The sequence below is a fragment of the Microbacterium petrolearium genome (genome assembly GCF_054782875.1).
In genome coordinates this window covers 234,353-247,763 of sequence record NZ_BAAGRQ010000002.1, presented here as the reverse complement: position 1 = coordinate 247,763, position 13,411 = coordinate 234,353, and the positions used below count along the sequence as shown (strand labels likewise).

Sequence of the window (13,411 nt, the reverse complement as noted above, 5' to 3'; positions counted from 1 at the left end):
GGAGCTTCGGGATGGTGGGGTCGACGCACTACCTCGCCAGCTCGGCCGCGATGGCGGTGCTGGAGCGCGGCGGCAACGCCTTCGACGCCGCGGTGGCCGGCGCCTTCGTGCTGCACGTGGTCGAGCCCCACCTGAACGGCCCCGGCGGCGACCTCGTGGCGATGTTCGCGACCGGGGAAGAGCCCGGCCACCCCGTCGTGCTCATGGGGCAGGGCCCCGCGCCCGCGGGCGCCACGCGCGAGCACTTCCTCTCCGAGGGCCTGGAGCTGGTGCCGGGAGCCGGCGCGCTGGCCGCCGCCGTGCCCGGCGCGGTCGATGCGTGGCTGCTCCTGCTGCGCGACCACGGCACGTGGGAGGCGGCCGACGTGCTGGCCTTCGCCATCGACTACGCGCGCGACGGGCACCCGCTCGCCAAGGGCGCGGCGGCGGCGATCGCCACCGTCGAGGGCCTGTTCCGCGAGCACTGGCCCTCGTCGGCCGAGCTGTGGCTGCCCGACGGCGAGGTGCCCGCGGCGGGGGCGATCGTGCGCAACCCGGCGTGGGCCGGCGTACTCGAGCGCCTCGTGGCGGCGGGCGCGGGCGCCGCGACCCGCGAGGAGCGGATCGACGCGGTCCGGCGCGAGTGGAGGGAGGGCTTCGTCGCCCGGGCGATCGACGAGTTCGTGCGCACGCCGCACCGCCACTCCCCCGGCACCGACCACGCGGGCGTGCTCACCGCCGACGACATGGCGGCGTTCTCGGCCTCGTACGAGGAGGCCGTGACCGGGTCGTTCCGCGGGCACACGATCGCGAAGGCCGGGCCGTGGACGCAGGGGCCGGCGCTGCTGCAGATCCTGAACATCCTGGAGCCGCTCGACGACGAGCTGCTCGACCCCTCGAACCCGGACGGGGCGCACACGATCCTCGAGGCGACCAAGCTCGCCTTCGCCGACCGCGACGCGCACTTCGGGGACGGCATCGAGGCCGAGCGGCTGCGGACGCTGCTGTCGGCCGAGTACGCCGCCGAGCGCCGCGCGCTCATCGGCGAGGCCGCCTCGGGCGAGGTGCGGCCCGGACTCGACGAGGCCCCGGCGATCCCGCCGCTGCGCGAGACGTACACGCCGCCCACCGGGCGCGCGGAGGGCGCGTTCGGCGAGCCGACCATGGCGCAGGATCGCGCGGGCGAGCCGCACGTGTCGCCCACGGGCGAGACGCGCGGCGACACGTGCCACATCGACGTCGTCGACCGCTGGGGCAACATCGTCTCGGCCACGCCGTCCGGCGGCTGGCTGCAGTCGTCGCCCACGATCCCCGGCCTCGGCTTCTGCCTGGGCACACGCCTGCAGATGACGTGGCTCGAGGAGGGCCTGCCGTCCACGTTGCGCCCCGGCGCACGCCCGCGCACCACCCTCACGCCCACGCTCGTGCTGCGCGACGGCGCGGCCGTGACCGCGCTCGGCTCGCCGGGCGGCGACCAGCAGGATCAGTGGCAGCTGCTGTATCTGCTGCGCACGATCGTGGGCGGGTACACGCCGCAGCAGGCGATCGACGCCCCCGCGATCCACTCGACGTCGTTCCACGGATCGTTCTGGCCGCGCACGTGGGAGCCGGCGGGCGCCGTGGTGGAGGAGCGCCTGGGCGCCGAGGCGATCGCCGCGCTCGAGGCCCGCGGGCACCGCGTGACCGTCACGGGCCCCTGGACCCAGGGCCGGCTCTCCGCCGTCACGCGCGACCCGGCCACGGGCCTGCTGGGCGCGGCCGCCAATCCGCGCGGCGGCTACGGCTACGCCGTGGGGAGGTAGTGGGTTCCCTCGGGCGTCAGGCGGCCTCGCGGGCGAGCAGGCGGCGCTTCACCTCCAGGCCCCACGCGAAGCCGCCGAGGGAGCCGTCGCCGCGCAGCACCCGGTGGCACGGCACGAACAGCGCCGGTGCGTTGCGCGCGCAGATCGAGGCGGCGGCGCGCACGGCGGTCGGCGAGCCGAGGGCGGTTGCGAAGGCCGTGTAGCTCAGCGGCTCACCCGGCCGGACCCGCCGCAGCGCGTCCCACCCCCGTCCCTGCAGGGCGGTGCCGCGCTGGCGCACGGCGACCTCGTCGATCGCGGCCAGGTCGCCGTCGTAGTACGCGCGCACGGCGTCGCCCGCCGCGGTCTCGGCATCGCGCACCGTCGCCGGTCGCAGCGCCGCGTGGATCCGATCCAGGACGGCCGTGGCATCCGGCGTCCATCCGGAGGCGAGGATCGCGCCGTCGGCATCGGCGACGATGGTGAACGGGCCGTCGGGCGTCTCGATCGTCTCGAGCAGGGCGTCAGGCATGGGCGGGCTCCTTCGGGAGGGCGGGATCGGGCGTCGCCCGCGCCGCGGCGACGGGGCTCGCGGCGGCGGCGAGACGCCACAGGTGCATGGACAGGTACGAGCGCCAGGGCGCGGCACGCGATCCCCACGCGACGAGCCCGGCGGGATCGGCGGGAAGGCCCGCGGCGGCCGCCCCGGCGCGGAGGGCGACGTCGCCGGGCAGCAGCACGTCGGGGTCGCCCGTGACGCGCATCCGCACGTAGTCCGCCGTCCAGGGCCCGACGCCCGGCAGAGCGAGCAGCGCCGCCCGCTGCTCGGCCGCGTCGTCGGCGGCGCCCACCCGCAGGTCGCCCGAGGCCAGCGCCGCGGCGGCCCCCGTGATCGCGCGGATGCGGGCCGCCGGACCGCGCAGCACCTCGTGCCCGCGCTCGGCGATCGCCGCCATCGACGGGAACAGCAGGCGCGTCTCGCCCCCGAGCTCCACGCGCTCCCCCAGCGCGTCGACGAGCCGCGTGAGGTGAGTGCGCGCGGCGGCAACGGAGATCTGCTGGCCGATCATGGCGCGGATGAGCAGCTCGTGCGGGTCCGCGACGCCGGGCAGCCGGATGCCCGGGACGGCCGCGACGTGCGCGGCCAGCTCGGGATGCGCGGCGAGCGCGGCGTCCACGGCCTGCGGGTCGGCGTCGAGGTCGAACAGCCGCCGCACGCGCGCCACGAGCGCGGCGAGATCGCCCGGGTGCTGCAGCCGGGCGTGCAGCCGCAGCCGCGGCCCGTCCATGCGCAGCCGGAACCAGGCGGCGCCGCCGGGCAGGCGCACGGCCCTGGCGAAGGACGCCTCGTCGGCCTCCTCCATGCCGGGCAGCGCGCGCACGCGCATCCACGCGAACAGCCCCGCGGCATCGAACGGCTCGCGCAGCGGCAGGGCGAGGTCGATGCCCGCGGCCGCCGGTCCGCGGCGGCGGGCGCGCAGCTCGAGCGGCGTCATCGCGAACACCTCGCGGATCGTGTCGTTGAACTGCCGCACGCTCGCGAATCCGGCCGAGAACGCCACAGCGGTGGCCGACAGGTCGGTGCCCACGAGCAGCAGCCGCGCGGTGTGGGCGCGGTGGGCGCGGGCCAGGGCGAGCGGGCCCGCGCCGAGCTCGGCGGTCAGCAGCCGCGAGAGGTGGCGGCTCGAGTAGCCCAGCCGCGCCGCGAGCCCCGCGACGCCCTCGCGCTCCACGACGCCGTCGGCGATGAGCCGCATGGCGCGGGCGGCGACGTCGCCGCGCAGGTTCCACTCGGGCGACCCGGGCGCGGCCTCGGGCAGGCAGCGCTTGCACGCCCGGTAGCCCGCCTCGTGCGCGGCGGCGCTCGTCGGGTAGAACGTGACGTTGCCCGGCTTCGGGGTGCGCGCGGGGCAGCTCGGGCGGCAGTAGATGCCGGTGGAGCGCACCGCGGTGACGAACTGGCCGTCGAAGCGCGCGTCGCGCGCGTCGATCGCGCGGTACCGCTCATCGAAGGTCATCGCCAGTGCCATGCCCCCAGCCTGTCACGCCCACTGAACCGCCCCTAGCGGAAATCGGCCACGGCCGCCGGAGCCCGGGCTGCGGTGGTCGCTTCATCTCCGCGGCTCCGCCGCTCCGCTCAGCAACCGATGGGTTCAACGGATGGGGTCAACCGATGACTTCAACCGGTGAGTTCAACCAGTCAGCAAGCCCCTCCAGCAACCGATCTCTGTGCGAGCGCGAAGCGCGAGCGTGCGGCCGCTCATGCGGCCGCACCGCGGCGCGAAGCGCCGCCCCGCCGGCGCGCGAGCGCCGGTGCGAGCACGCGAGCGGCACCCGCGCAGCGGGTGCCCGAGCGCGCGCAGACGCTTCTGAAAAGAACTGCCCGAGCGGCGCAGACGCTTCTGAAAAATTCAGTGGAAGAAGTGCCGCTCGCCCGTGAAGTACATGGCGACGCCGCGCTCCTTGGCCAGCGCGATCGTCTCCTCGTCGCGGACCGATCCGCCCGGCTGGATGATGACGCGCACGCCGGCGTTCATGAGCACCTCGGGCCCGTCCGAGAACGGGAAGAAGGCGTCGGACGCGGCGATCGATCCGGCGGCGCGGTCGCCCGCGCGCTCGACCGCGAGCTTGCACGAGTCGACGCGGTTCACCTGACCCATGCCGATGCCGACGGTGGCGGCGTTCTGGGCGAGCACGATCGCGTTCGACTTGACGGCGCGGCACGCCTTCCAGGCGAACACGAGGTCGTCGACCGGGATGTCGTCCGGTCGCTCGCCCGCAACGAGCTCCCAGCGCTCGGCGATCGACGCGATGTCGCGATCGAACAGGTCGGCGTCCTGCAGCAGCAGGCCGCCCGAGACGAGGCGCACGTCCATCCGCTCCTGCGACCAGTCCTCCGGCAGCTGCAGCAGGCGCAGGTTCTTCTTCTCCTTGAACACCTCGAGGGCCGCGGGCTCGAAGCCGGGCGCGACGATGACCTCGGTGAAGATGTCGCGCAGGTTCTCGGCCATCTTCAGCGTGACGGGGCGGTTGGCGGCGATGACGCCGCCGAACGCCGAGAGCGGGTCGCACTCGTGCGCGCGCAGGTGGGCCGAGGCGATGGCGTCGATGGCCTTCGGATCGGCGATCGCCAGGCCGCACGGGTTGGCGTGCTTCATGATGGCCACGGCGGGCTTGACCATGTCGTACGCGGCGCGCAGGGCGGCGTCGGCGTCGACGTAGTTGTTGTACGACATCTCCTTGCCCTGCAGCTGCGTGGCCTGGGCGATGCCGTGGCCGTCGGCGCGGGAGTAGATGGCAGCGCGCTGGTGGGAGTTCTCGCCGTAGCGCAGGTCGCTGATCTTCTCGACCTGGATCGTGAGGTGCTCGGGCAGCTCGTTCTGGCCCGACATCGTCTCCTCGGCGAACCACTGCGCCACGGCCGTGTCGTAGGTCGCGGTGTGGGCGAAGGCTCGGGCGGCGAGCTCCCGACGCTCGCTCAGCGTGGTGCCGCCGCGGCCGAGCGCCTCGATGATCGAGGGGTACGCCTCCGGGCCTACGACGATCGCGACGTTGGCGAAGTTCTTCGCCGACGCGCGCACCATGGCGGGGCCGCCGATGTCGATCTGCTCGACGACGTCGTCGCCCTGCGCGCCGGAGGCGACGGTCTGGACGAACGGGTACAGGTTCACGACGACGAGCTCGAACGGCGCGATGCCGAACTCGGCCAGCTGCGTCTCGTGGTGCTCGAGGCGCAGGTCGGCCAGCAGGCCGCCGTGCACGTGGGGGTGCAGCGTCTTGACGCGCCCGTCGAGCATCTCCGGGAAGCCCGTCACGGTGGCCGCGTCGGTGACCTCGTGACCGGCGTCGCGGATCATGGCCGCGGTCGATCCGGTGGACACGATCTCGACGCCCGCCTCGGCGAGCGCGGCGGCCAGCTCGATCAGGCCGGTCTTGTCGCTGACCGACACGAGGGCCCGGCGGATGGGGACCACATCGCGTTCGCGGTAGAGCGAGGGGTCGTGACGGGGGCCGGCCATGAGGTGCTCCTTCGGATCAGGACGAGGCGGGGGTGCGGAGGTCCAGCTCGCCGGTGGCGATGCGGCGGACGACGTCGATGAGCAGGCGGCGCTCGACGGGCTTGATGCGATCGTGCAGCGACGCCTCGGTGTCGCCCGGCAGCACGGGCACGCGCTCCTGGGCGAGGATCGGGCCGCTGTCGACGCCCTCGTCGACGACGATCACGCTCGCGCCGGTCTGCTCCGCCCCGGCGGCGAGCGCGTCGCGCACGCCGTGGGCGCCGGGGAACTCGGGCAGGTAGGCGGGGTGCGTGTTGATGACGTTCGGGGCGAACTCGGCCACGACGGCGGCCGGCAGCAGCCGCATGAGGCCGCTCAGCACGACAAGGTCGGGCTTCCACGCCCGCAGCTGCGCGGCGAGCTCGGCACCCCACTCCTCGCGGGACTCGAACGCGCGGAACGGCACCGTGAAGGTGGGGATGCCGAAGTCGGCGGCGTGCTCCAGACCGTCGGCGGGTCGGTCGGCGCCGACCACGACGACGCGGGCCGGGTAGTCGGGCTCGCTCGCGGCCTCCAGCAGGGCCCTGAGATTCGACCCGGTGCCCGAGATGAGGACGGCGACCGTGAGCACCCTCCGAGTCTAGTGCGACGGCGCGGATCGCCCGATCCGGGACGTCGTGGGCACCGTCAGATGCGCGCGATCTGCGTCGTGGAGACCTGCGCGCGGGGGCGGATGATCATGGTGTCCACATTGACGTGGTGCGGGCGCGTCAGCGTCCACGCAACCGCGTCGGCGATGTCGTCCGCGACGAGCGGGTCGTACCCGGAGTACACCGCGGCCGCCCGATCGACGTCACCGTCGAAGCGGACGAGCGAGAACTCCGTCTCCACGTTGCCCGGGGCGATCTCGATCACGCGGATCGGTTCGCCCGCGAGCTCGAGCCGGAGGGTCTTCACCATCTGCCGCTCGGCGTGCTTGGCACCCGTGTATCCGGCTCCGCCCGGGTACTCGCCGTGCGCGGCGGTCGATGTGATCGTCAGCAGATCGCCCCGTCCGGAGGCGCGCAGAGCCGGGAGCAGTGCCTGCGTCACGCGCAGCGTGCCGAGGACGTTCAGCTCGTACATCCGGCGCCACTTGTCGAGCTCACCGGTTTCGACGGGCTCGAGCCCGAACGCGTTGCCGGCGTTGTTGACGAGAGCGTGCAGAGCCCCACCGCCCACGACGTGATCGCGCAGCGCATCGATCGAGGCCTGGTCGGTCTGATCGGCGACGACGATGTCGCAGCCCGTCTCCGCCGCGAGCGCCTCGAGGCGCTCCCGGCGGCGTGCCGACGCGATGACGTCCCACCCCTCCGCCCGCAGGCGGCGGACGGTGGCGGCGCCGATTCCGCTGGAGGCGCCCGTGACGAGGGCGCGGAGGGGGTGTGTGGTGGTGCTGGTGGTCACGGCAGGCCTTTCCGGAAGGTGCGGTGGGGAAACGGAGAGGGGCTTCGGCGGGCGGATCAGAGCGCGGTGAGGGTCTCGTCGAGCGCGGCGAGGTACCGCCCGACCTCCTCGGGCCGCACGGTGCACGGCGGGACGACGTGGACACGATTGTCGGCGAAGAAGCCGATGACGCCGCGCGCGAGGAGCCCGGCCTTCACCGCCGCCATGACCCCGGCGCTCACCGGCTCGCGCGTCGCGGCGTCGGCGACGAGCTCGACGGCCCAGAAGACGCCCAGGCCGCGCACCTCGCCGATGACGGCGTGCTTCGCGGCGAGCGCCGCCAGCCCCGGCCCGATGTGCGCCTCGCCGACCCAGCGGGCGTTCTCGATGACCCGCTCCTCTGTCATCGCGTCGATCGCGGCGACGATCGACGCCGCCGCGAGCGGGTGGCCGGAGTAGGTCAGGCCGCCGGGGAAGACGCGCTCGTCGAAGTGGTGCGCGATGCGCGGGCTGGGCAGCACCCCGCCGACAGGGACGTAGCCGGAGTTGACACCCTTGGCGAAGGTCACGATGTCGGGGGTGACGCCCGTCGGGTTGGTGCGCTCGCTGTGCCACGAGAGCCACTCTCCGGCCCGGCCGAAGCCCGACATCACCTCGTCGAGGATCATCACGATGCCGTAGCGGTCGCACAGCTCCCTCACGCCGGCGAGGTAGCCGGGCGGGGGCACGAGCACCCCCGCCGTGCCGGGGATGCCCTCGAGCAGGATCGCCGCGATCGAGTCGGCGCCCTCCAGCTGGATCACGCGCTCGAGGTGGTGCAGCGCCCGCTCGCACTCCTGCCCCTCGGTATCGGCCCAGAACTCACTGCGGTACGCGTACGGGCCGAAGAAGTGCACGTGGCCCCGCGCGTACTCGTTGGGCACCCGCCGCCAGTCGCCCGTCGCCACGATCGCCGCTCCCGTGTTGCCGTGATAGCTGCGATAGCGGCTCAGCACTTTGTCGCGTCCGGTGAACAGCCGTGCCATCCTGATGGCGTTCTCGTTGGCGTCGGCGCCCCCGTTCGTGAAGAACACCTTCTCGAACGAGCCTCCGGCCTTCTCGAGGATCCGCGCCGCGGCCTCGCCGCGCGTGAGGTTGACCGTCGCGGGCCCGATCGTCGCGAGGGTCTCGGCCTGCCGCTGGATCGCCGCGACGACCTTCGGGTGCCCGTAGCCGATGTTGACGTTCACCAGCTGGCTGGAGAAGTCGAGGTACTCGTTGCCGTCGTGATCCCAGACCCTCGTGCCCTCGCCGCCCGCGACCACGAAGCCGGGCGAGGCCGCCTGTGCCGCCCAGGAGTGGAAGACGCCCTGGTCCAGGTCGCGGGCTCGCTGCGTGAGCGAGCCCGCGACCTCGGTGATGCCGTTGCTCATTCGCCGCCCTCGGTCGGGGTCACCTCGAGCGGCGTGTACGACTCGCCGCGCACGTCGATCCCCTCCTCCTCGAGCTCGGCGATCGCCTGCTCGATGTAGGTGTTGTCATAGGCCGTCGCGGGCGGCTCCTCCGTGATGAGGCGGGCACCCTGCTCATTGACGGCACGGAGGGCTCCCTCCACCGTCGCGTCCCACGCGGCCGGATCGATGTATCCGATGCCGTTCTCGGCGGGCCAGATCAGCTTGTTCGTCTCGTTCGCCATCCACGTCTCGTGCCCGATCGGCCAGGCGGAGCCGGCGTCCACGGTGAGCTGCGCCGCCTCCTCGGCGTTGTCGCGGGCGTAGGCCCAGCCCTTGATCACGGCGCGCAGGAAGGCGACCGTCGTCTCGGCGTACTCCTCGTCGTTCTCGAGCCGCTCGGTGTCTGCCCAGATCGCGTCCTGCAGCATCGCTCCCTCGGTGTCCTCGTACGCGATGACGTTGAAGTCCTCGGGCTGGTAGAGCTCCCCCGTGTCCGGGTTCACCGTCTCGAGGAGCAGCGCGTACTCGTTGTAGGTCATCGCCTGCGCGGCGTCGATGTCGCCCTGCAGGAACGCGTTCATGTCGAAGGACTGGGTGATGATCTCGACGCTCGACGCATCGAGCCCCTCGGCCGCCATCGCCGCGAAGATCTCCCATTCGTTGCCGAAGCCCCAGGAGCCGATGCGGCGGCCCTCGAAGTCGGCGACGGAGTCGATGCCGGAGTCCGCCCACGCGACCTGGAGGGTGCCCGAGCGCTGGAAGATCTGCGCGACGTTGGTGACATCGGCGCCCTGCTCGATGGATCCGAGCACCTTCGGCACCCACGCGATCGCGTAGTCGACGTCGCCGGCGACGAGCGCGTCCTGCGGAACGATGTCGCCGCCCGACTCGACGATCTCGACGTCGAGGCCCTCCTCTTCGAAGAAGCCCTGCTCGAGCGCGGCGTAGTAGCCGGCGAACTGCGCCTGCGCGAGCCACTGCAGCTGCAGGGTCACGGGCGTCAGCTCCTCGCCGTCGCCCCCGCCAGCGGCCTCATCCGGCCCCGACGCGCAGCCGGAGAGGATGAGCGATGCGGCCGCACCGATCGAGGCGAAGGCGAGCAGACGACGTCGGGTCGAGGCTCTGTGGGAAGCGGGTGTGCTGTGGTTCATGGTGTTCCTTCCGAGATGGTTCTCTGCGAGAGAGGCGGGTGATGCTCGGTTGGTGCGGTGGTGCTTTCGCCGGTGGCGAAGATTCAGTGCCGGTGACGGCGCGCGAGCCGTTCGAGGCCGCTCGTGACGAGATAGAACAGCACGCCCAGCAGGATGGCGCCGACGACGAATGCCCAGCTCCGCGCGTACGCGCTCTGCGCGGCGTAGGTCGAGATGAGGCCGCCGAGGCCGCCGCGCGGGCCTCCGAAGTACTCGGCGACGAGCGCCGAGATCACGGACAGCGAGCTCGCGACGCGCAGTCCGGTGAGGATGTGCGGGGTCGCGGTCGGCAGCGTCACCGTGCGGAAGGCCTGCACGGGTGTGGCGGCGAAGACGTGCATCAGGTCGCGGTGCAGCGGAAGCGCCTGCCGCAGCCCGCGCAGGGTCCCCAGGAACACGGGTGTGAACGCGGCGATGCCCGCGATCACCTGGCGCCCCAGCTGACTGTCGGCGCCGAACATGGTGTTCAGGACCGGCGCCAGCGCGACGATCGGCACGACCGCGAGAGCGGCCACGAGGGGCGCCGTCATGCCGTCTATCGCGCGGCTGGCCGCGGCCAGGGCGGCCAGCAGCACGGCCACGAGCGAGCCGGCGACGAGGCCGAGCAGCGCGTTCAGCCCCGTGACGCGCGCGCCCTCGAGCACCGAGGGCAGGAACGCGACGAACTCGCCCGCGATGGCTCCGGGGCTGGGCAGCAGGTAGTCGTCGACGCCCACGACGCTGACGAGCAGCTGCCACACGCCGAGCACGGCCAGCCCCAGCGCCACGGGAGCGGCGACCACACCCCACCGAGCGGCGCCGCCCGCCGCCCGGATCCGGGGCGCGTCGATCACGGATGCCGTCATCGCGTCTCCACTCCGCGCGCCAGGGCACCGGGGCGCCCCTCACCCGCGTGCAGCGCCTCGCGCACGGCGGTGATCATCTCGAAGTAGCCCTCGTCCTCGCGCAGCTCTTCGGTGCGGTCGGACGTGCCGACCAGCCGCATCGAGACGACGTCGCTGATGCGGCCGGGGCGAGGCGACATCACCACGACGCGGTCGGAAAGGTACACCGCCTCGGGGATCGAGTGCGTCACGAACACCACGGCCGCGCCCGTCTCGGCGCAGATGCGCAGCAGCTCCGACTGCATGCGCTCGCGGGTCATCTCGTCGAGCGCCCCGAAGGGCTCGTCCATGAGCAGCAGCCGCGGCTTCTCGGCGAGCGCGCGGGCGATCGCCACGCGCTGCTGCATGCCGCCGGAGAGCTGGTCGGGGTGGCGGTCGGCGAAGTCCGCCAGGCCGACCATCTCGAGCAGTTCCGCGACACGCTCGCGGCGGTCCGATGCGCTCCAGCCGTGCAGCTGCAGCGGCAGTCCGATGTTGTCGGCGACGGTGCGCCACGGCAGCAGGCCCGCCTGCTGGAACGCGATGCCGTAGTCCTGATCGATGCGAGCCCTCGCCGCCGGCTTGCCGAACAGCTCCACGGATCCGTTCGTGGGCTGATCGAGATCGGCGATCAGCCGCAGCAGCGTGGACTTGCCGCATCCCGATGGCCCGATCAGCGAGACGAACTCGCCCGGCGCGATGGCGAGGTCCACCCCGCTGAGTGCGTGCACCGTGCCCGAGCGGGTGGCGAAGATCTTGTCGACGCCGGCGATCGCGACCGCCGACGTCCCAGGGTGCTGTTCGGTCGTCATCGGGACGACACCTCCACGCGTCGATAGTCCTTGAGGAGCCAGCCGGCGAGCGCGACCGAGCCGGCGGCGAGGAGGCCCAGTGCCACGGCACCGAAGATGGGTGCCCAGGCCTTGGGCGGATCGGACGAGGCCTGACCCGCGAACTGGACCACCATGCGGCCGATGCCGTCGCGCGCGCCGGTCGAGACCTCGGCGACGACGGCCCCCACGATGGCGTTCGCCGCCGCGAGGCGCAGCGCCGTGAGCAGGTGCGGGACGGCGGCGGGCAGGCGCAGCGCGAGCAGCGTGCGCCACCACCCGACGCCGTATGTCCGCATCAGCTCGAGATGGATCCGGTCGGGGGCGTCGAGCCCGCTCAGCGCCCCCACGGCCACCGGGAAGAACGCCAGATAGCTCGCGATGAGGGCCACGCTCATCCAGTCCTGCCACTCGAACGCGCCGATCTCGATGCGCGAGCCCCACGCACGCACGAGCGGCGCGAAGGCGATGAGGGGAACCGTCTGGCTGAGCACGATCCACGGCAGCAGCGCCCAGCGCGCCACGCGGAAGGCGAGCATCAGCAGCGCGAAGCCCATGCCGACCACGACGCCGACGGCAAGACCAGCGGCCGCGGTGCCGAGCGTCACGAACGACGCCTGCGCGACCGCCCACCACAGCGCGTCGGCCGTGGCGGCCCGCGTCTCGCCGGCGAACAGTCGCGCCACCATGTCCCACACGTGGGGCATCGCGAGGTCGATCGCCCGCGGCAGCACCCGCACGCCGCCGATCACGACGCCGTCTTCCGGCCCGGTCAGCCGGTAGAGCTCCCACAGCGCGGCAAGCAGGATGATCCCGCCCGCGCCCCACGCCCACGCGCGGGCGCCGCGCCCGCGGTGGACACGCGCAGAACTCGTCGACACGGCGCTCATACCTTGGCCAGCACCCTCTCCCGCATGGCCGGGATCACCGTCTCGCCGTAGGCCCGGATCGTCTCCTCCTTGTTGTCGTGCTGGAGGTATCCGGCGAACTGGTGCACGCCGACCTCGCGGAGCTGCTCGAGCTTCTCGATGTGCTGCTCCGGCGTGCCCAGCACGCAGAATCGGTCGACGATCTCGTCGGGCACGAAGTCGACGTGGTCGTTGCCGGCCCTGCCGTGCGAGTTGTAGTCGTATCCCTCGCGCTTGTCGATGTAGTCGGTCAGCGCCTGCGGCACGGCCCCGTCGGCGCCGTAGCGGCGCACCACCTCGGCCACATGATTGCCGACCATCCCGCCGAACCAGCGGGTCTGGTTGCGCATGTGCTCGATGTCGTCGCCGATGTAGAACGGCGCGGCGACGCAGAAGGTGATCGCGTCGGGATCGCGGCCTGCCCGCTCGGCCGCCTCCCGCACCGCCGTGATCATCCACTTCGCGATGTCGACGTCGGCCAGCTGCAGGATGTACCCGTCTCCCACCTCGCCGGTCAGCTGCAGCGCCTTGGGCCCGTACGCGGCGACCCACATCTCGAGCTCGCTGCCGACGGACCATGGGAAGCGCAGCGTCGCGCCGTTGTGCTGCACCGCGCGGGAGCTCGCGAGCTCGCGGATGACGTGGATCGCCTCGCGCAGCTCCTGCAGCGAGGAGGGCCGCCCGTTCAGCACGCGCACCGCACTGTCGCCCCGCCCGATGCCGCACACCGTGCGGTTGCCGAACATCTCGTTGAGGGTCGCGTAGAGGGAGGCCGTCACCGTCCAGTCGCGGGTGGCGGGGTTGGTGACGAAGGGCCCCACCTTCACCTTGCGCGTGGCGGCCAGGATCTGGCTGAACACGACGTAGGGCTCCTGCCACAGCAGGTGGGAGTCGAAGGTCCAGACGTGGCTGAAGCCGTGGTTCTCCGCCTGGACGGCGAGGTCGACCACGCGCGACGCGGGCGGGTCGTTCTGCAGGACGATTCCGAAATCCATGTGTGTCGC

12 protein-coding genes are annotated in these 13,411 nt (G+C 72.8%); 1 reads left to right on the top strand and 11 read right to left on the bottom strand.

The genetic code is table 11. The features are described 5' to 3' along the window. Nucleotides 1-11: 11 nt before the first annotated feature. Nucleotides 12-1,781: a gamma-glutamyltransferase family protein gene (locus ACYVJ0_RS03175; RefSeq protein ID WP_460815991.1), complete on the top strand. Its 1,770-nt coding sequence runs from the start codon at nt 12-14 to the stop codon at nt 1,779-1,781. Between the two features lie 16 nt (nt 1,782-1,797). Here ACYVJ0_RS03175 and ACYVJ0_RS03170 read toward each other — a convergent pair whose 3' ends face one another. The 11 genes from ACYVJ0_RS03170 to ACYVJ0_RS03120 all read right to left on the bottom strand — a co-directional run bounded on the left by ACYVJ0_RS03170 (nt 1,798) and on the right by ACYVJ0_RS03120 (nt 13,402). Next, entirely contained in the window at nt 1,798-2,292 is a 495-nt protein-coding gene (locus ACYVJ0_RS03170; protein ID WP_460815943.1) for a methylated-DNA--[protein]-cysteine S-methyltransferase, read from the bottom strand. After that, entirely contained in the window at nt 2,285-3,790 is a 1,506-nt protein-coding gene (locus ACYVJ0_RS03165) for an AlkA N-terminal domain-containing protein (protein ID WP_460815941.1), read from the bottom strand. The genes ACYVJ0_RS03170 and ACYVJ0_RS03165 overlap by 8 nt, the downstream gene beginning before the upstream one ends. Before the next feature lie 381 nt (nt 3,791-4,171). Beyond that, entirely contained in the window at nt 4,172-5,779 is a 1,608-nt protein-coding gene (purH, locus tag ACYVJ0_RS03160; protein WP_460815939.1) for a bifunctional phosphoribosylaminoimidazolecarboxamide formyltransferase/IMP cyclohydrolase, read from the bottom strand. Nucleotides 5,780-5,795: 16 nt separating this feature from the next. Further along, complete coding sequence (gene purN / locus ACYVJ0_RS03155) at nt 5,796-6,389, bottom strand: phosphoribosylglycinamide formyltransferase (RefSeq protein WP_460815937.1); 594 nt, start codon at nt 6,387-6,389, stop codon at nt 5,796-5,798. 56 nt (nt 6,390-6,445) lie between these two features. Next, nucleotides 6,446-7,204 (bottom strand): SDR family oxidoreductase, encoded by a 759-nt coding sequence (locus tag ACYVJ0_RS03150; RefSeq protein ID WP_460815935.1) that lies wholly within the window; start codon nt 7,202-7,204, stop codon nt 6,446-6,448. A gap of 56 nt (nt 7,205-7,260) precedes the next feature. After that, the gene (locus ACYVJ0_RS03145) at nt 7,261-8,595 is read right to left on the bottom strand and encodes an aminotransferase class III-fold pyridoxal phosphate-dependent enzyme (RefSeq protein ID WP_460815934.1); all 1,335 of its coding nucleotides are present in this window, start codon (nt 8,593-8,595) and stop codon (nt 7,261-7,263) included. Continuing rightward, a complete protein-coding gene (locus ACYVJ0_RS03140; RefSeq protein WP_460815932.1) occupies nt 8,592-9,767 on the bottom strand; it encodes an ABC transporter substrate-binding protein in 1,176 nt (391 codons plus the stop codon). The genes ACYVJ0_RS03145 and ACYVJ0_RS03140 overlap by 4 nt, the downstream gene beginning before the upstream one ends. Before the next feature lie 83 nt (nt 9,768-9,850). After that, on the bottom strand, nt 9,851-10,651 hold the full coding sequence (locus ACYVJ0_RS03135; protein ID WP_460815930.1) for an ABC transporter permease: 801 nt from the start codon (nt 10,649-10,651) through the stop codon (nt 9,851-9,853). Next, nucleotides 10,648-11,481: an ABC transporter ATP-binding protein gene (locus ACYVJ0_RS03130; protein WP_449853461.1), complete on the bottom strand. Its 834-nt coding sequence runs from the start codon at nt 11,479-11,481 to the stop codon at nt 10,648-10,650. Before ACYVJ0_RS03130 ends, ACYVJ0_RS03135 begins: the two co-directional genes overlap by 4 nt. Continuing rightward, a complete protein-coding gene (locus ACYVJ0_RS03125) occupies nt 11,478-12,389 on the bottom strand; it encodes an ABC transporter permease (RefSeq protein WP_449853462.1) in 912 nt (303 codons plus the stop codon). Before ACYVJ0_RS03125 ends, ACYVJ0_RS03130 begins: the two co-directional genes overlap by 4 nt. After that, nucleotides 12,386-13,402, bottom strand: coding sequence for a TIGR03842 family LLM class F420-dependent oxidoreductase (locus tag ACYVJ0_RS03120; protein WP_460815929.1), 1,017 nt, complete (start codon nt 13,400-13,402; stop codon nt 12,386-12,388). Before ACYVJ0_RS03120 ends, ACYVJ0_RS03125 begins: the two co-directional genes overlap by 4 nt. Nucleotides 13,403-13,411 lie beyond the last annotated feature (9 nt).

Coding starts and splice junctions, on each gene's coding strand:
- ACYVJ0_RS03120 (WP_460815929.1), bottom strand. CDS start 13,402: ATGGATTTCGGAATCGTCCTGCAGAACGACCCGCCCGCGTCGCGCGTG.
- ACYVJ0_RS03165 (WP_460815941.1), bottom strand. CDS start 3,790: ATGGCACTGGCGATGACCTTCGATGAGCGGTACCGCGCGATCGACGCG.
- ACYVJ0_RS03145 (WP_460815934.1), bottom strand. CDS start 8,595: ATGAGCAACGGCATCACCGAGGTCGCGGGCTCGCTCACGCAGCGAGCC.
- ACYVJ0_RS03125 (WP_449853462.1), bottom strand. CDS start 12,389: ATGAGCGCCGTGTCGACGAGTTCTGCGCGTGTCCACCGCGGGCGCGGC.
- ACYVJ0_RS03130 (WP_449853461.1), bottom strand. CDS start 11,481: ATGACGACCGAACAGCACCCTGGGACGTCGGCGGTCGCGATCGCCGGC.
- ACYVJ0_RS03175 (WP_460815991.1), top strand. CDS start 12: ATGGTGGGGTCGACGCACTACCTCGCCAGCTCGGCCGCGATGGCGGTG.
- ACYVJ0_RS03135 (WP_460815930.1), bottom strand. CDS start 10,651: ATGACGGCATCCGTGATCGACGCGCCCCGGATCCGGGCGGCGGGCGGC.
- ACYVJ0_RS03170 (WP_460815943.1), bottom strand. CDS start 2,292: ATGCCTGACGCCCTGCTCGAGACGATCGAGACGCCCGACGGCCCGTTC.
- ACYVJ0_RS03140 (WP_460815932.1), bottom strand. CDS start 9,767: ATGAACCACAGCACACCCGCTTCCCACAGAGCCTCGACCCGACGTCGT.
- purH (WP_460815939.1), bottom strand. CDS start 5,779: ATGGCCGGCCCCCGTCACGACCCCTCGCTCTACCGCGAACGCGATGTG.